This is a genomic window from Flavobacterium sp. I-STPP5a (assembly GCF_009764685.1).
In the GTDB taxonomy this organism is placed as follows: domain Bacteria; phylum Bacteroidota; class Bacteroidia; order Flavobacteriales; family Flavobacteriaceae; genus Flavobacterium.
This window is the reverse complement of the sequence record NZ_VHLM01000050.1, coordinates 50,255-68,499: the sequence shown is the minus strand read 5'-3', so window position 1 is coordinate 68,499 and position 18,245 is coordinate 50,255. Positions and strand designations below refer to the sequence as shown.

The window sequence follows — 18,245 nt, the reverse complement described above, 5'->3', positions numbered from 1 at the left end:
TCGAGTTACTTACTTAATGACTACGATTTGCTTCCAACCCTGATGCGGATGTGAGACTAATCGTTTGAATATATTATCAAAAATAGAATCTTTGTAAATTGACCTGTTCAGTCGATAAAAATATTCATCTAAATATTTTTGGAGATGTTCCTTTTTGACGTGTGATTGAATCGTTCTTATTGCAGTTTTTACCTGATGAATAATAGTGTGCATTTCTTTGAAGTTTTTCCCAGGAACGCTTTTTTCTTGGACGATGTTATAGCTCTTTGCTATTATTTTGTAAGCTGTCCATTGGTCTGTTTTAATATTCGCATCTTTACTTATATGCTCGTCAAATAATGGTTTTATTGACTTTGCAGAATAATCATCAATAACATTTGCATAACCTCTTTTTATCTTTCCTTCATCTGTCAGCTCAACAGCACAAGCAACTTTTGCCTTTTTGCTATCGTAACTTCTACCTTGTTTTCCTGTTTCTTTTCCGCCAACTACAAATTCATCAACTTGTACATTTCCTGTCATTGGATACTGTTTTGAGGACTTCATCGCAAGTCTTACTTTTTGCATAAACAACCAAGAAGTCTTTTGAGTTATTCCATAGCGTTTTGCCGCTTGAGTTGAGGATATTGATTTGGTTGTACAAGTCATTTCAAAGGCAATACAAAATGCTTTTTGAATTCCAAATTTAACTCTATGAAAAAGAGTTCCTGCCGTTGCACTCTCTTTATATCTACATTTGGTACACTCTCTTTTATTGTGTTTTTCAAAATAAACATACTTCGTATTCTCGCAACGTTTACATCTATAGCCGTCTTTCCACTTCTCATTGGCTATAAATTCACGGCAACTTTGGTCGTCTGGGAATGTCTTTATGAACTCTAAAATATTCTCCCCCTGAAATATACTTTCCATATCCTTGTATTTACTATAAATATAAGTGTTTTTTAAGTAAGTAACTCTAATTAATTAAAACTGTAGCCCCAGTTTCAGTAATGATATTCAATCCACCATCATAAAAAGTGCTTCCAATTTCTTGAATGTTAGGAATATTATCAACCACGTTTGGTGTAGAACAATTCAAAGGCGGAACAAAAAACATATTTTGATTTGCTGGTGAAGCAGTTCCACCAATACTTTGATAAGCAAATACTTTTTCCGAAGTGGTGATATATAAACTACCATTGGTGAAATTTGCACCGTCCATCGCAACATATTCTCCTTTGTTTAAGGTGGTAAATGGAGTAGTGTTGCCATTCAAAAAAACTTTGGTCTGGTCCGTATGCGCTACTAGTAGAACACGTTCCAATTCATCGGTTCCTAATCCTTTGACAAAAATATATTCAGTTCCTGTACGTTCCAAAGGAACAATTTGATCAAATCCAACATCTCTACCAACAGGTTGGAGCTGTCCGTTTTGATTTGTCCCAAGTACAGTACTATTATTTCCGCAAAACGAACCCGCGTTTACCGCCACGGCTTTGTCAGATTCAACTAATGCACCGATTATTTTGGCGCTATTTGATGGTGTTGCGACCGAGTTAATATTTTCTAACGCCAAGACGTAACTTTCGTTTTTGTTCAATGTCACCGTTATTGGACCGTTAATTACAGTTCCATTGGTCAAAATAGTGCCAAGGGGCAGATTAGAAATCGTAACTTTTGTGCCGTTCTCCGTAGCTAAAATGGAAGCGAAATTTAATAATGTTGTGTCAAAAAGCGGATTCAACATCGCTCCTAAGCGGAATATTTTTCCTAACGCACTATTCCCTTTTGAAACTAATCCACCGGCATGATTATAGGCACCATTGTTAGATCTTGCAGCATTTACACGAATATTAGCATATACCAAATCCTCCGCTTCAATAACAAATCCTTTGTTTTTTACAATTCCAATGGCATTTTTTGGAGTAAACAATTGCGTAAAGTCTCCCGTTCCTATAAAGTAGCGAAACGGAGTTACATTATTGACCACACCCGCAATCACGTTACCGCCATTTTCAATTATTTTAAAAGGAACGTCTTTCGTATTTGGAGTAGAAATATAAATGTAATGATCTTCAACCACATTTGATTGAGCCGTAATAGGAGGCAGGTAATGGGTTTTACTAAATTGTGCAAAACAACTGATTGAAAGTAGGATCGTTAGTAGTAGTAAAGTTTTTTTCATGCGCTAAAAATAGGAAAATTTAAATTATCTTCTTAGAGTAAAATGATCTTTTGTGGTTCGCCTATCAATTAATTAGAGTTGAAGTAATAAAGTTTGTAAAGGGAAAAAAATCAAACCCTAACAACTACTGCGAATTTAAAAATTATAAGTTGGTGATATCCTATATGTAGGTGTTGTCATTTTAATGTAAATGGCGATTATCTCCATTATAACAAAAAAACACTTTTTCGTTCTTACCAATTACGGTACTAAGGAAGATGACGTCGTCTATTGTAAAAATACTTAAACCTGCTGCCAAACAAGAATACTTTATTTTGTAAAACTGAAAAAGTTTCTATTGTAATTTAAGCATAGTTTTAAAGTTTTACAATAGCTATTTATCAATTCAACATTTCCTATTTGTAAGTTCTTAATTACTTGAAATAAGTAATGGCATTGTAGTGAATTACAAGGAAACGGAGCGTTAATAAAGTAGCTGAAAACTGATGTAAAACTATTCGTACACATTAAAAATTTTATAAATCCCTACTTTTCAAAATTTTATAAGAAAAACATATAAAAATAGCTGTCCAGCACAACACAATGCCAATTGAAAAAAGCGAAATTCCATAGTCCTTGCTGTTCTCTAAACCAATTTGAGTACCAATATTTTTCACAACAGATAAACGTGAAAAAGGTTCAACGATAAGATTTGACATGGATTGTAATGGTAAAAACTGAGTAATCGTGGCTGCAGTTGTACTTTCAGGAAACACCTTGAATGTTAAAACACCATTTATAACGCCTTCGATAATATTCCAAACCAACAGGAAGCCTAACGCAAATGCAGATCTTTTAACTAAAATTCCAAGAAATAAACAGAAAGAGAAAAAGGCAATTAGTTTTACAAAATAAGCCAATAGATAGTCTAAATCTGCAAAAACTATATCAATTTCAGTAAAGGAGGAAAAACTAAATCCAAGAATTAAGGTCAAAATAAATAGGAAAACTGTTGAAAGCGTTGCAAAAAGAAATACGGTCAAAAATTTTGATTGAATGAATTCTTTTTTGCTCATTCCGTCAATCAAGTTTTGTTTTAATGTGCCATAACTATACTCATTGGCCATCATTGAAACAATTACAATTGCTAAAAAGAATTTCAAAATAGATGCAATGTAGGTATTGAAGTGCCAGATGTATGGGAAATTGAAAATGCCCATTTCGGCCAAATGAAATTTAAATACACCCAGATCAAACTTGATAGATGCTATTAGTGCAATGAATGTTAGTAAAATAAAATAGGCTAGTGTCAATACGCGACTTGCTCTATTTTTCCAGATTTTTTGTAACTCTATGGTAAGTAGTCTTTTCATAAGGTATGATTTTGTATTTCAGTAATACAACCGAAATTTTTTTTCGTGGTTGATAAATAAAAGATTTGTAAAGAACTTATTTACTAGTCAGTTCTAAAAACTGTTCTTCAAGACTGTTTCTGCGTTTTACAAGATGATTCAGAATGATATTTTTACTAAATAAAAATTGATTGAGATCTTTTGCATTAAGTTCTTTTTGGAGATAAACAATTACTTTATCATTTGTTTTTACTACGTTTTTTACTGCAGGATGTGTTGCTACCATTTCAACTAATTCTTGCATATCATCAGCTTGCAATTCAAAAAAGCCTTCGTTAGAGGACATTCCATCAACCAATCCGGTGTATAATATTTTTCCTTTTTGTAAAACTAAAACATGCGTACATACTTTTTCAACTTCGTCAAGCAGGTGCGAAGCAAGGAGTATTGTAGTACCTTGAGCAGCAATGATTTTAATGATATCTCTTATTTGATGAATTCCTTGTGGGTCTAATCCATTTGTAGGCTCATCAAGTATTAAGATTTCGGGATCGTTTAATAATGCTGATGCTATAGCCAAACGTTGTTTCATACCTAATGAGAAGGTTCTAAACTTACTGTTTTGTCTATCTGTTAAGCCTACTATTTCTAGTTTTTCGCTTACTTTTGTATAATTAATGCCTTTTATGTTGCACACTAGCTCCAGATTTTCCTTAGCGGTCATGTATGGGTAAAAATTAGGCCTTTCAATAATGGCACCTACTTTTTTTAATGCATCGTGAGTTTGTATAGTGCCTCCAAACCAGCTGTAAGAGCCAGAAGTTTTGTTAACAACATTGAGTACAATTCCTAGAGTAGTTGATTTTCCGCTACCATTAGGTCCTAGAATCCCGTAAACGTTTCCTTTTTGAATATCAAATGACACATCTTTCAGGGCTTGAATTGCGCCGTAACGCTTATTTAAATTTTGTATAGTTAGAATGGTTTCCAAGTGTCAGAGTTTTATGGTTTAACTATATGACGATGTAGGACCTATTTTGTTACTACTTTTCTGAATTACTTTGATAATACAATAAATTGTTTTATCGCATCAAGTTTTTCAATGCTTATGGGTTTTTCAATATAATCTTTTACGCTAAAGTATTTTTTTGATTTTTCAATATCGGCCGACTCAATAGAGGAGGTCATTATAAAAATATAAATATCTTTTGTTATGTTTAAATTTTCCATTGCGTCTAGAAATTCCCATCCGTTCATTTTAGGCATATTGAGGTCAAGTAATATGCAATCTGGGAGTTCAGGATTATTTGTGGCATTTTTTTGTAACAATTCAAGAGCAATTTTAGCATTCGAAAAGGGTAGTAATGAACTACAAAAACTTGTTCGCTTTGCAAGCATTGTGGTCAACCGTAGCGTTAAAGAGTCATCATCAATAAGGTAAGTCAATTCATTACTCATAACTGTTTCAATTTAAATTTAGATCTAAAGTATTTGACAGGTTGAAAATTTATATGGCAAAACATAGGCTGATATTTTACTTTATTGATGAATTTCTGGCAGCATTTTTAATTTAGCGCTAGCACTTGGCTCACCTAGAATTTACGACCATTTTTATATAAATTTTCAACAGTATCAAATATATAGTTTATATTCTCATTTTCTACTTTTTTAAAATTTATAATTAGTATCTGTTTTTCATGATATTGAAATTTTAATTTATTAAATAGGTAATCAGATATATAGTGATTAAATCAGTGTATTAATTTTAAGGATGTTTTAGTCTTTAAATGCAAGGTATTAGTCAAGAATTAAATTCTTCAGATATATTTTTATTGTATTTTTGAAAAAAAAAATACCCTATGAGTGATCCCATTATGGTTTTTAAAAAACCGTCATATCCAGTGAATAATTCTTTACAGGAATATTTAGAACGATTTGATAGGGTTTCAAAAGTAACTGTGTTTTATGATGATTTATTGCGTTTTTCAGGCTCGGTGACTGTATATGATAAAAATGACCAAGATACTTTGTGGATTAGAGTATATTATAATGAGTTTGAGCGAGAAGAAATTGATTTGAATTTAAAAAAGATTTATTCCTTACTACACTCTGATGGAAATTTAGGAATACTCAAATTTTTGAATATCGACTCAATTGATTATTGCACTTTTGGGAATTCTAAACCATTTCGAATCAAGGTTAGAAATATTTTAAATGATAATTACACGCACTTTTATGTAAAAAAAGCAGATGCTTCTAGAGTTTATGGATTGGAACTAGAACATATTCTTTCACCAGATAAAATTAATTTCTTAGTGTATAATGATACTCTTATTGAGGAACATATTATGGGAATTCCAGGAGATGTATTTATCAAAACCTTACTCGCAGATTGTACTGAGACGGAAAAGGCTCAAATAGCCAAAGAGTTTGTAAAGTTTAATGAGCGATGCATGATACGATTGTTGGGGGACATGCGCTCCTATAATTATGTCATTGTTCCTATACATGATTTTGATCACGTAGTCTATAAAATACGGGCTATAGACTTTGATCAGCAGTGCTACGAAGGGAATTTTAAAGTATACAGGCCTCAATTTTTTAAAGAAAATTACCCTATGGTGAAATTGGTCAAAGAAAAGCTTCAAATGAGTTCTATTGAGCAATACAAAGATGAAGAACGTGCAGTTCTTGCCAAAAGAATTTTGTCTTCAGAAAACCGCATAAATAGGTTACTTGAGATTATGAGTGCAGATACGCTTTCAACCGAAATACATCTAGAACAATTAAAAATGGAGTTGTACCGGTACACAAAAGATCTCAATTTTAAAAAAGCAAAATCAATGGGAAGTATTATGGTTGCAGCCTTTGAGTTTATCACAAGGAATTATAAAAACAGTACGGTTTTAAAAAAGTAATTGTTAAGTAAAGCGTATTGGTTATATTTGAATTGATTTTTATGGATTATCAAATTTATATATTATGAAAAAATATATTTTTATAAGTCTTTTATTGGCTTCTTGTGAGCAACCATCATCTACCATAACAGAATTGTATTCTTTGCCAAAGAAACTCAAAGAAGTTTCAGGGATCATTTATACACCGCAAGATCAGTCCGTATGGGCAATTGAGGATAGCGGCAATGCTAGCGCATTATATAAAATTAACTCTACCAGTAAAATTACAAAGACAATATCCATAACTGATGCTCAAAATACAGATTGGGAAGATGTTACTATGGATAAAAACGGAAATTTATATCTCGGTGATTTTGGTAATAATGACAATGAACGCAAGGATTTATGTATATATAAAGTTGACAAAAATTCTTTATTGAATGTTACTGCAACACCCGTTTCAAAAATATCATTTTCATATCCTGAACAAAAGCAATTTCCTCCAAATAAAAAAGAATTATTGTTTGATGTTGAAGGTTTTTTTGAGATGAATAATAATTTTTATTTGTTTACCAAAAACAGAAGCAAAGGATTTGATGGTACGTCATTAATTTATAAAATACCGAATCAAGCCGGATATCATCAAGCCAAATTATTGGGTACTTTTAAAACCTGTGACACCTATAAATCATGTGCTATAACGAGTGCTATTATAAGTCCTGATCAGTCAAAGGTAGCTTTGCTTACACATGATAAAATTATTCTTTTCGAAAATTTTAAAGGAGATAATTTCTTGAGCGGTACCCAAACGGCTCTAGAATTGAACCATTTTTCTCAAAAAGAAGCAGCCACATTTATAGACAATGACAAAATACTACTTGCAGATGAAAAATACGGCAGTGATGGAGGTAAGGTTTATAAAACCAGTTTAACACAATTAAAAACCAAATCCTAAACCAAAAGCAATACGGGCTTCCTCGCTTGCACTTTTAAAATAAGTGATGCGAGCTGTAAGTGCATTGAGACCGTTAAGCCAAATCCCTCCGCCAATGGATTGATTCCATTTTTCAGAGTTTTCTCCTTTTAGCCAAACGCGTCCGTAGTCATAACCACCTAAAATACCAAAAGTCATTGGGATGACGCTTCTTTTTATTTTACCAAGATTCAAACGGATATCACTACTGTGATAAAAAGATTGATTCCCCAAGAAACGTTCATTTCTAAAACCTCTTAAATCATAATCACCACCTAGAGTTGCTCCTTGATAAAATTCGAAATTATTATTCAGTACTGCTTTTCCTCGAAGGATTGTGGCAAGAACTAGTTTACCTTTAGCATCTATTTTATGGTTAAAGTTTATTTTACTTTCTAAAGTAGGGAAATTTCTTTTTAAGTCTTCTAGATTCATTTTCCAACTTCCGGTAAAACTAATTCCCATTCCCATGGATGGAAATGCAGGGATGTCATAGTTTTCATAACTGTATTTAACACTTGCACCAGCAAAATGTTGATTTTCAAAAACTTTTGGATTTACTTCGGAAGAGGAATCTACAAACCTATTAGTAGTTGCCTCTACTGTAATTCTTTCGTAACTAGATTGTATCTGAAACTTGCTACCGTTAAGACCAATTTTATTAATGGATGGCATCACTTTTATCATTCGAATTCGAACACGATTGTAATCCATGTCAAATAACTCCGAATCATTTTGGGTTTCATTACCATACCCAAAATAATTGATGGTAAAGTTAGGGCTTGTAAAACGAGCTTCCAGATCAGCATCCCATTTGCCAAAGAGTTTTGGGAATTTCCCGTTATAAATAGCCTCATACCCACTAGTTGCAAAATAATAATTGGTCTTTAAAGAATGTTTATGAGTAAAAGGATTTTGTTTGTAATCATGTACAATATAACCTGTTACAATTCCTATTTTTATACCATCATCGGGGTTAAACCCAATGTTGGGTAAGCTAGTAAAATAATTGTATTTTGGTTTTTTATAATCATAAAAGCTATTGTCGTAATCGTCCATCAACCTTAACTTTGTTTTTGAGTCAAGAGTGTACGTATTGGTACGGGATTTAAAATCATGAATTTTTACTTTTTTACCGTTTTCAATAGTGTAAAGGTCTTCATTTTGACCGCCTATTAATCTTATTTTTATTCCAGAATTTGATGTTCCTTTTACTATGAATTCATCGTCATCATCTAAGCCATAAATCCATATTTTTTTAGTTTTATTGGCAGTAAAATTTCTGGAGTACTGCAATTCTTCTCCCGTTTTCTTTACCCGAAATACTTGAATAGTTAATTTGTTTTTTTCTTCATTTAGTACAACAAATTTGTCTTTTTTATCAGTACCTACAAGCATTACAGTATGTTGCAGTACATCATAATAAGTAGAAGCAGCAATAGTAAGTTCTTTTTTTCTTGCTTTTAATTTTTGTTGTATGTCTGTAATTGTATAATCTAAAACTTCTTTAGGTAGTACTTTAAAGGCGTCATCTATAGCACTATCTGTCAAGTTTTCTTGAATGTATTTAGCTTGTTTTACCCATTCATCTTTAGTAGTTTTTTTTAAGAAGGCCAAATCCAGTGGATAAGCCTCTCTATTCATTAGTTTTACATTTTTTAAATTATTTTTAAACGACTGCATATGTCTTAGTTGTACGTTTTTCATTAACACATAAACCAATGCACCATCATATTTACTGAATGCCTGATCTCTATCACGGGGAATAGGTTTGTAAATAACTTTATCATTTTCGTGATATTCGCCCCAGCGCCATTGATCTTCATGCCTATCCCAATCTCCTATTAGCATATCAAATAATCTCGCTTTGATGTATTCACTTTCATTTACCACATATTTTTCATCCTTGCGCATGTTTTTTAAAACATCCTCTGTGCTTACTATTGCAAGTGGTGTTCCAAAACTAGAGGTAGCAATTTGATTAGTAGTTGCGCGTTCTTCTACCATATATAGTTCATTGCCATAAGTACTATTAAAATTTTGAAGCGCTGCGTGTTTAGGGATATAGTATAAAACGGGATTAGTATGTGCAACACCTATTTTTGAGGCCAAGTTACCTACTGCCAAAGGGGTATACGGATGTGCTGTGGTGTAAAAGTCCGAAAGTAAATTTTCTGCATAGGTGTCTTCAAATTCATCTTGTATGAATTGTTTTTTAAACGCAACTGATTGTAAAAATCGAGTAGGACTCTTTTTTAAACTGCGCATCACATACTCTTTTCCGCTAGAATCAAAAAGTTGAAGGGAGTTAGATTGATGTCCACCTCCAGCACGTTTGGGCTGTAATCCTCCTAAAAGTGTATCTATAGTTGCTACAGGAACGTTGATGAGTTTGCTGTAATAATTGCGGTAGTGATTACCAAAAAAGAACTTATAAAACCCAGATTTTTTTGTTTGCTCAGGACTGTAAATGCTTGTATTTATAGTTTTTGGAAACGATTTTGAAAATACACTGGTGTCAAAATCTTTTTTTTCTTGTAACACTATTTTTTCATGAATGAGGGACTCTTTTTCTTTGCCAAAGTACATCACTTTTGAAAGTCCGTTTTCAAAAACAGTTAATTTGGCAAATCCATTTTTACCATACGAAAAATCCGTACTGAGAATTGCCCTTGCTCCCTCAGATTTAGATCCTGCACCGCTAATAATTTGTTTGATATTGTCTCTTTCTAAGTATTGTAAGTTGTGATCATGACCAGAAACGACTATTAAATTTTCATGGTTTTGAAGCAAAGTTTTAACGCGTTTGATAAACAGGTCATACTGCTTGTTTTGAATGTCTTGCGGACTTATACCAGATGTTTTTCGAACTAAATTGATGAGTGATCCTATTATTGGCAATGGAATTTTTTGCTCTAATGGGAAAAGTTGTTTTTCTAATGAAAATTGTCCACCATGAGAACCATTACTCATTAATGGATGATGCATTGCTATAATTACGGTTCTTTCTTGATTTTTTGACAATACATTTTCAAGTTCAACAAAAAAAGCTTCCCTTGTTTTAATGTTACAGTCCTCATTTATAGTGGGGCTTTTGTCCCAGTTTTCTAAAAACCATTGGCTGTCAATTGCAATTAAAATGAGGTTTTTATTGATTTCTAGTTCATCAATACCGCAACCATTGCTGGGCATAAATGATTTTTTTTCTTTCAAATAATTCGTAACAAATTTACCTTGACGTTCTAACCCTTTCAGGCCACTGTACCAGTCATGATTTCCTGGTATGAAAATAGTTTTTCCTTTAAAGTTTTGAGATAGTTTTAGTTGATTTAGGAGTTTCTCCTCGGCTGCTAACCGTTCATTTGCCGGATTGGTGTCTGGTAATCCTTTTGGGTAAATATTATCTCCTAAATATAGTAATGTGCTGTTTGTATTTGCTTTTTTTAATTGCTCTTCAAGCAAGTTCAACGTTTCTTTCGCCTTTGGTTCATTTGCGTTTCCTGCATCACCAATTAAATAAAAAGTATGTGCAATTTTTAGGCTATCTGTTGCGTTCTGAGTTAGGTTTTTTGCATTTTTCCCATATTGTGCATGATGTGTTGCACAGGACGTGAAAAGAGTAAAAACAAACAGAATTGAAATTCCAGTTATATAAAAAGGATTAGAAGATTTATCCGAAAATAATTTCATAATTTAGTAGTGTAAAAAAATGTCCATGAATTTAATAGAACAAGCTAGGGGTCACGTTGAAAAACTCTTCAAAGATAAACTTTCTAACTCATTTACCTATCATAATGTACAGCATACTATTCAGGTAGTTACTGCAGTAGAATTGCTTTCTAATGAAGAAAATGTTAGCCAGTATGAATTTGAAATTTTACAAATTGCCGCTTGGTTTCATGATACGGGATATACAAATTGTTATGATCATCATGAAGAAGTAAGTGTTTCTCTAATGCGTGATTTTCTATCAGATAAGGAAAAGTCATCTGATTTTATAGATCAGGTGGCCGTACTAATAATGGCTACTGAATTTGGGTATGAACCTCAAACACTTTTAGAAAAAATCATGAAAGATGGCGATTGTTTTCACCTTTCAGCACCTAATTATGCTACTACTTGCAATGATTTACGAGAGGAATGGGCATGTTTGGATCAAAAAAAATTCTCAGATAAAGATTGGATTCTCGAGAATATAGATTTTCTTACCAATAAGCATCGTTATTACACAGATTATGCCCGCGAACATTGGCAACCACTAAAAGAGAAAAATAGTAAAAAACTTCAAAAAAAAATTAAAAAAATGGGATTGAACAAGGGTAAAGATCTAGAATTTGTTCCAACTAAAAAGGAAAAGGAAGATAAACCAGATCGTGCCGTTGACACACTTTTTAGGGTTACTCTTAACAATCATACTACTTTGAGCGGTATTGCTGATAGCAAAGCGAATATCTTATTATCTGTAAATGCAATTATTATTTCTATTGCGTTATCCATTTTAATTCCCAAATTGGATAGCCCTAAAAATGTACATCTCATGATACCTACTTTTATCATGCTTATGTCAAGTGTTACCACAATAATTTTTGCCATTTTATCCACTAGGCCCAAAGTAACAAAAGGTGTTTTTTCGCATCAAGATATTGAAAATCAAAAAGTGAATTTACTTTTTTTTGGTAATTTTTATAAAATGCCTTTGGAGGAATACCAATGGGCTATGAATGAAATGATGAAAGACAAAGAGTATTTGTACAATTCAATGATTAAAGATTTATATTACTTAGGGGTAGTGCTTGAAAAAAAATACCGCTTGCTTAGGTTAACGTACAATTTTTTTATGATTGGAATAATAATTTCTGTAATTTCATTTGTAATTGCATTTAAAATGGGGTAACATTAATTCCTTTTATCTAGATTATTTTCATAAAAGCCATAATTAGAATCAACTGGGTTCTGGCTCGTATTGCTTACTTTCACACGAATTGCTCTTAGTCCAGATACACCTTGCAGCTCTTCGACTTCAAATTGTTCGATACCGGGCTCAAGTATTTTTTTGAATTGCAAAAACTTAATGTAATTGAGATATTCTGTTTCTTCGTTATTGTGTGAGTATACAATAGTTATTTTCTCTTTTTCGGTAATTCGTTCAGAGGTTCCTTTTATATGGGCTTTATCAATTCGTTTTTTAACTACTTCATAGCGCGCATTATAGGTGCCGTCTACATCAAAACGTTTTTCATCCATTCTAAATCGAATTGAAATAGGAGAGCTAAAAACTAGAATTAGCGATGTTACATCTAGTTCATAAGGTAGTGAATATTTTAATTGATGGTGCTCTTTTTCCATTTCACATAAAGTTTGTAATTGCCACAACCTTAAATTGTGCAAATACAAGGTATCAAAAGTTTTGGTTGGTGCAATGGTAGCGCCTATGTATAAGTTGTGTTCTACTCCATCCGTTTTAAAACGTTCGTAATAGTGAGGATAAATTTCTTGTGCTTCAGTTTGTTTTTTGTCAAGGATAGAAGCTAGTTTTTTATTGATTATAGATAGTGCATGATCAAACTTTTTTCTAGAATGATAAAACATTCCCGTTTTGGGATCTAGACTTTCAAAATATTTTTTTTCTAAAGTGTTGTCATCATTAGCTTGTATAGTATTCTTTAAAATAGGATGAATTTCATTTTCTATATACAGTTGTATTTGTTGTTCCGTATCAGCTTTTAGCGGAGCATCTAGTTGCGTTAATAATGTTTGTAATTCAAAAGTGCGCTGCTCAGACAATACTAAATTGGTGTTGAATCTTTGATTTTCAAAAATTTGAATCAATGCGTTCAACTGATTTTTTAAATCTTCTTGTACGGTTTCATTTCTGTGATTTGAGGATCCCTTGATATCAATTTGTCCATACAAAGGATAGACTTCTTTAAAAACAATTTCTTTAAAATTGTAATCTTTAGTTTGTGTTTTGAAATAAGTAACTGCTTCTTTTTTGAATTTCCAGTACACACTTGGGTGAATTGCAGTGTATTCCCGCTGAATGATGGCTTCTATTTGATTTTGCATATCATTATTATACCGTTCTAAGGTATCAATAACATAGGGTAAAATCATATCTAAATTATTGACATTAATGCTGTTTAACGCTCTAGATTTGCTAGATACAAGCTCAATAATACCTAATAATTTGCCATTTTTTATAACAGGAGCTAATATACAACTTTTGATTTCTTGTGATAGCAAATAGTTTCCTAGTTTTTCATTGTTTATCTCTTGGGCAAACTGCTCCACATTAGAAATAATAAAAGGTTTGTTTTGATTTAGAATACTTTCTAATGAACATCCAAAAAGAGAATTATTGCAATCTACTTCTTGTAAATCTTGTAGCATAAAACTTCCAGTTGCATCATAAGGAGGTTTTACAAATTTTTGTTCCTCTTCATCAAACATGATAAATCCAACCTTTAAGTCGGGTATTTTAAAAATTGAACGAAAGATGCCTTCAAAATCTCCGGGATTTTCATTTGGTTCAGATTTTGTTTTTAAAAGATTGCTCTTTAAGTTTGATACAGCATTTTCAATTGTTGCATCAAATAAAGATACAATTCCAAAACCTTTCAGGATCCAACTTTCTTGAGGGAACTTTTGTTTCCATAGTGCCACATCGTCAAAGTTATCCATTAATAAATCTATTTCGTTAACAGTGAGTGTTAGGGCATTTGCTGTAGGAATGATTTCCATAAAATCAGCATTATACAAAATACGATAATGTTTGATAATTCCATTTTTATCTGGAATGTCATAAAACAAAGGCTTATTGTAATCAAAATTTTGTTTGTAAAACGTATTTAAAATTAGAATACAACTCATGACGTAAAATTGATCTTCATTAAAATCGCTAATGGTCATGTCAAAAGGTGTGCCTGCGTTTTCTATTATTTTTTGAAACCGCTTGGAATAGTTAAATGTAAAATTTTGAAACGGAATGGTAACAGCTTTGATTTCGTTGTGTGTTAAAACTGTAGGGAATAAATCAGCTAATATGTTTTCTAATAATTCTTTATTTTTAAAAATAATGTCAAAATCTTCAATACCTGTTTTAAACTCGGGAAAGGGTTCAATTTCTCGTAGCAATGCCTTGGCATAATTAGCTCTGTAATCTATAGGACTATTAGCAATCTCCTCCAGCCCATCAATGAGTTTATGAAATGAAATAAGAGTTTTGAATGGGGTTTCTTTGAAAAAATAGTGTGACATTTAGAACTGATTTTTGAATCAGTAAATTTAGGAATAAAGTAAGTTTCTAAGACTCGTTTTTTTTCCTTTTATTTCGCAAATAAAAAGGTCCGCAATTACGGTTGTAATGGCGGACCTTTCAATGTTATATTATGCTAGTATTAGGAGTTACTAACTTTTCTCTTCTTTGTTAAAGTAAACTAAGTAGTAGTACATTTGTTTCTCTTCATCCCATCCTTTTTCTACAAATTTCTCTGCACTTTCGGGATTAATAAAATCCATTTTGATTTGTATGTGCGTATCTAAATTGATCACGTTTTTTATTGATTTTCGTGCATCAGACACCGCTGCATTCGCAATAGGGAAGGAGGTAACATCCTCTATACTGTATTTTTCTCCTTTATCGCTTTTGTAGTTTTTGAACTCAGGTATCAAATCTGGATTGTCTAAAACTTCATTCAAAAAGTTAGTTTCTTCAAACTGATCGTTTTTTGCAAAATAATTCACAGATCGGTTCATGAACATCACTTCTTCCTTTTTATCCTCAGCTGGAAAAACAACATCCTTGGCAAAATTTTGACAAAACTTCAAATACTTTTTGGTGATAAAGTTTTCGTCCTCAAAAGCATCTACTGATAAAAAATGCTCTAACCAGTATCTTGCATCGTAACGATTGCTATCAACAGTAAGAATTTTATAGCCTTCTTCTTTCTTGTAATTAAAAATCAAACAACCTTTGTCAAGTTTGTTTAAACTTACCCCTTGTTGTAAAATCATTTCAAGTTGAGAAGCTTTCTCTTCAAATTGTAAAAAGTCAGCTTGTATTTCACTCTTAAAAATTCCAATGGCATCTACCACATTATTGTCAATGCTTAAATTGCTTAAATAAGTTACGTATACCTCACCGTTTTTAATATGTGGATGATTGGACTGCTCAAACAAATGCGTGGTGATTTTTTTTGAAACCTCGTGTACATTGTTCGGATTGTCAAATATCTCGGTGGCATATTTGAACATGTCATTGTAGTCTAAGTCAATTTCGTGTGCAAATTGGAAATAATTTTCCTCTTTTTCTCGAAAAGGTTTAAAGAAAAATTCTTTCATCAAAGGAACAATCTCATCATTTAGATTAAAGGGCTGTTCTGATAAAAAAATAGCTTCGTTTCTACTCTTGTTACCCACTCTGTGAATGGATAAATTTTCGATATGGGTGTTAAATAAGTTGATCATATTATTTGGTAAGGTGCAAAGCAGCAAAGTGACAAAGAAACAAAGGTTTTAATTTCGTTCCTTTACTTTTCTAATAAAAGAACACATCATTCTTTCTAGTTCTTTACTTGCTTCGTATATATTGTTAAATTGTAATTCAGTGATGTATTTTAAATTGAATGCTATTTCAATTTGCGTTTGTATTTCAAACAAAGAGGCGGTTGCAATATTTAAAAATTTCAAATAATCCTTGTTGCTATCTCTTCCGTATCCTTCAGCAATATTACTTGGAATTGATACCGCACACCTTCTAATTTGCGAAGTTAATCCGTAAATTTCTTCTTTGGGAAATGTATTTGTTAACTGATAAATATCCGTAACTAGAATCATTGATTTTTGCCAAATTAGTAAGTCTCGAAATGTACTCATTACTATCTATTTAAAATTCGTTGAATCTTTTTTACTTCAAACCTCAGTCCCTTTGCAACTTAGTGCCTCAGTACCTTTTAAAATTTAATTCCAATTCTCTTCAAAACCATAATCTTCAAAACTGTCATCGCCTTCAAACATGTCTAGGTCATCGTCATCAAAACCGTCTTCAAATTCGTCATTGTAATCATCAGCATTATCAGATTCAAAGTTTTTTTCCATCGCTTCATCGGGCATTTCGCCGTGAGAAAATAAAGTTTCAGGATAGAAATTTCCAGGAACTTGTTCTTCAATAGCGGCAAGCTCTACAAGGAACGTCCACATGTTAATAAAGTCGTATACGTAAATGATTTTCGTATTTTCTTTATCTAAAATGTCCGATAATATGTAGTCGCTCATGGTTTTTTGTTCGCCAGGAACATCGCCGGTATCAAACATCGGAATTTCTTCCTCTTGATTCCAAGTTTCATCACACGTATAAAAAGAAGCTACTTCCATTCCGTCAAAACCAAAGGAATTGAAAATAGCATTATGTAAATCCTCTAAAGTATCGTCTTCAAGTATTGCAATGTCTCTAAAGATATCTTCCTCGGCGTCTAGAATGACTCTAAATTTATAAACCATAATCGTTGTTTTTATTGAAAGGTCAAAGGTAAAATTTAATTTCAGTTTTCGATTTTAGTTTTTCGAATTGTTGATAAGATTTTTATTTTACTTGTTAGCTTGGTAGTTAAGGCAACTATATATTTGCTTTTTCTTTTTTGGATAAAAACTACTTTTATCAGTTGCAAAATAAAACTAAATAAGGATTGGTTCTAATTGCGTTTATTTCAAAAAAAAGCCTAATCACTTGATTAGGCTTGGTGTTTTATTTTTTAGAGTCGGAGCAGATACCAACAATTTCATGAAATATATCGTGGAGCCCCGTTATTGATTTTACTATTTCATCATCAGCACCTTTATTGGAAACAAGTTGGTGTAAAGATTTACTTTTGGCTTGTAATCGATTTACTAATTCTGTAATGATTTCTGTTCTAAATTCTGCAGGAATTTCAGTTTTTTGCACTTTCGTAGCTTTTGCTAATAACTCCGCTGAGCGTGCTTTTATAGGAGCCAATTTCCCCTCTTCGGCAGGATGAAAGGTCTCTGATAATACTCCGTGAAATTCTTTTATGGCAGGCCATTTATCAAAAGTAGATTGTGCTGATACTGAGTTTGCAACAACAATAAACGCCAATATTAAAAATGTTTTAAGATGTTTCATTATGTTTTATTTAAATTTTTGGAAGCAAAGATAACAAAAAAAATATTTTGAAGAATTCGTATTTTTTTATTTTTACTTATCATTTAATTTTCGTATCACTTTTGCAGGATTTCCCACCGCTAATGAGTGGTCCGGAATATCCTTTGTCACTACAGATCCTGCGCCAATTACGCAACCTACGCCAACAGTCACTCCAGGGCAAATAACACTGTTGCCACCTATCCAGCAATCATCACCAATGGATATTGGCAAAGCGTTTTCTAGCGTTTTGCGCAATTCCGCATCAAGTGGATGCGTAGCGGTATACAATTGCACGTTGGGCGCTATAAAAACATTCGATCCTATTACTATAGGTGCGCAATCTAGCACCACACAGTTTACGTTAAAATACACATTATCGCCACACACAATATTGTACCCGTAATCACAATGAAATGGTGGTTCAATATATAAGTTGGTCCCTGCATTGGGAATCAATTCCTGAATAATTTCGCGCGCTTTTTTAGTCATCCGATACTCCGTCACGTTCAAGCGATGCAATAATAACTTCGCACGTCGTCGGTCTTTAACCAACACCGGATCACCAGACAAATAATATTCACCAGCAATCATTTTTTCCTTCTCTGATTTCAAATTCATTGGGTTTCATTTTTTTGGGCGTGCCCTCCGCAAAAGCTTTGGTCGGGCTATACGTTACAATCTTTCCTGCCCCTTTTTGCAACGGGTCAGCAAAGGATTT

General features: G+C 32.5%; 15 protein-coding genes. 3 read left to right on the top strand and 12 right to left on the bottom strand.

From position 1 onward, the window contains the following. Positions 1-9: 9 nt before the first annotated feature. The 5 genes from FJV36_RS09675 to FJV36_RS09655 form a co-directional block, all read right to left on the bottom strand. Positions 10-912: an IS1595 family transposase gene (locus FJV36_RS09675; protein ID WP_158728025.1), complete on the bottom strand. Its 903-nt coding sequence runs from the start codon at positions 910-912 to the stop codon at positions 10-12. A 46-nt stretch (positions 913-958) separates the two neighbouring features. Next, positions 959-2,167, bottom strand: coding sequence for an IgGFc-binding protein (locus FJV36_RS09670; RefSeq protein ID WP_158981051.1), 1,209 nt, complete (start codon positions 2,165-2,167; stop codon positions 959-961). 515 nt (positions 2,168-2,682) lie between these two features. Further along, on the bottom strand, positions 2,683-3,519 hold the full coding sequence (locus FJV36_RS09665; RefSeq protein WP_158728811.1) for an ABC transporter permease: 837 nt from the start codon (positions 3,517-3,519) through the stop codon (positions 2,683-2,685). A gap of 76 nt (positions 3,520-3,595) precedes the next feature. Further along, positions 3,596-4,489 carry an ABC transporter ATP-binding protein gene (locus tag FJV36_RS09660; protein ID WP_158728810.1) on the bottom strand — a complete coding sequence of 298 codons (894 nt, stop codon included), beginning with the start codon at positions 4,487-4,489 and terminating at the stop codon, positions 3,596-3,598. Positions 4,490-4,554: 65 nt separating this feature from the next. Continuing rightward, positions 4,555-4,956: a response regulator gene (locus FJV36_RS09655; protein WP_158728809.1), complete on the bottom strand. Its 402-nt coding sequence runs from the start codon at positions 4,954-4,956 to the stop codon at positions 4,555-4,557. A gap of 401 nt (positions 4,957-5,357) precedes the next feature. Between FJV36_RS09655 and FJV36_RS09650 the strand changes: the two genes are divergently transcribed. Next, complete coding sequence (locus tag FJV36_RS09650) at positions 5,358-6,416, top strand: hypothetical protein (protein WP_158728808.1); 1,059 nt, start codon at positions 5,358-5,360, stop codon at positions 6,414-6,416. Between the two features lie 64 nt (positions 6,417-6,480). Next, positions 6,481-7,350, top strand: a complete 870-nt coding sequence (locus tag FJV36_RS09645) for a hypothetical protein (RefSeq protein ID WP_158728807.1) — start codon at positions 6,481-6,483, stop codon at positions 7,348-7,350. On the opposite strand, the gene FJV36_RS09640 is transcribed toward FJV36_RS09645, so the two are convergent. Next, positions 7,333-11,058, bottom strand: a complete 3,726-nt coding sequence (locus tag FJV36_RS09640) for a metallophosphoesterase (protein WP_158728806.1) — start codon at positions 11,056-11,058, stop codon at positions 7,333-7,335. The genes FJV36_RS09645 and FJV36_RS09640 overlap by 18 nt on opposite strands. Positions 11,059-11,083: 25 nt before the next feature. Here FJV36_RS09640 and FJV36_RS09635 point away from each other — a divergent pair, with 25 nt between their 5' ends. Continuing rightward, positions 11,084-12,262: a Pycsar system effector family protein gene (locus tag FJV36_RS09635; protein ID WP_158728805.1), complete on the top strand. Its 1,179-nt coding sequence runs from the start codon at positions 11,084-11,086 to the stop codon at positions 12,260-12,262. A 2-nt stretch (positions 12,263-12,264) separates the two neighbouring features. Here the strand turns inward: FJV36_RS09635 and FJV36_RS09630 are convergent, their stop codons facing one another. From FJV36_RS09630 to FJV36_RS09605, 6 genes are all read right to left on the bottom strand, one after another. Continuing rightward, entirely contained in the window at positions 12,265-14,625 is a 2,361-nt protein-coding gene (locus tag FJV36_RS09630) for a GAF domain-containing protein (protein ID WP_158728804.1), read from the bottom strand. A 150-nt stretch (positions 14,626-14,775) separates the two neighbouring features. Beyond that, complete coding sequence (locus FJV36_RS09625; protein ID WP_158728803.1) at positions 14,776-15,834, bottom strand: nucleoid-associated protein; 1,059 nt, start codon at positions 15,832-15,834, stop codon at positions 14,776-14,778. Between the two features lie 48 nt (positions 15,835-15,882). After that, complete coding sequence (locus tag FJV36_RS09620; protein ID WP_158728802.1) at positions 15,883-16,242, bottom strand: four helix bundle protein; 360 nt, start codon at positions 16,240-16,242, stop codon at positions 15,883-15,885. 84 nt (positions 16,243-16,326) lie between these two features. Beyond that, a complete protein-coding gene (locus FJV36_RS09615) occupies positions 16,327-16,866 on the bottom strand; it encodes a hypothetical protein (protein WP_158728801.1) in 540 nt (179 codons plus the stop codon). 244 nt (positions 16,867-17,110) lie between these two features. Beyond that, the gene (locus FJV36_RS09610; RefSeq protein ID WP_158728800.1) at positions 17,111-17,506 is read right to left on the bottom strand and encodes a hypothetical protein; all 396 of its coding nucleotides are present in this window, start codon (positions 17,504-17,506) and stop codon (positions 17,111-17,113) included. 72 nt (positions 17,507-17,578) lie between these two features. Next, positions 17,579-18,139, bottom strand: a complete 561-nt coding sequence (locus tag FJV36_RS09605) for a sugar O-acetyltransferase (RefSeq protein ID WP_158728814.1) — start codon at positions 18,137-18,139, stop codon at positions 17,579-17,581. Positions 18,140-18,245: the final 106 nt, after the last annotated feature.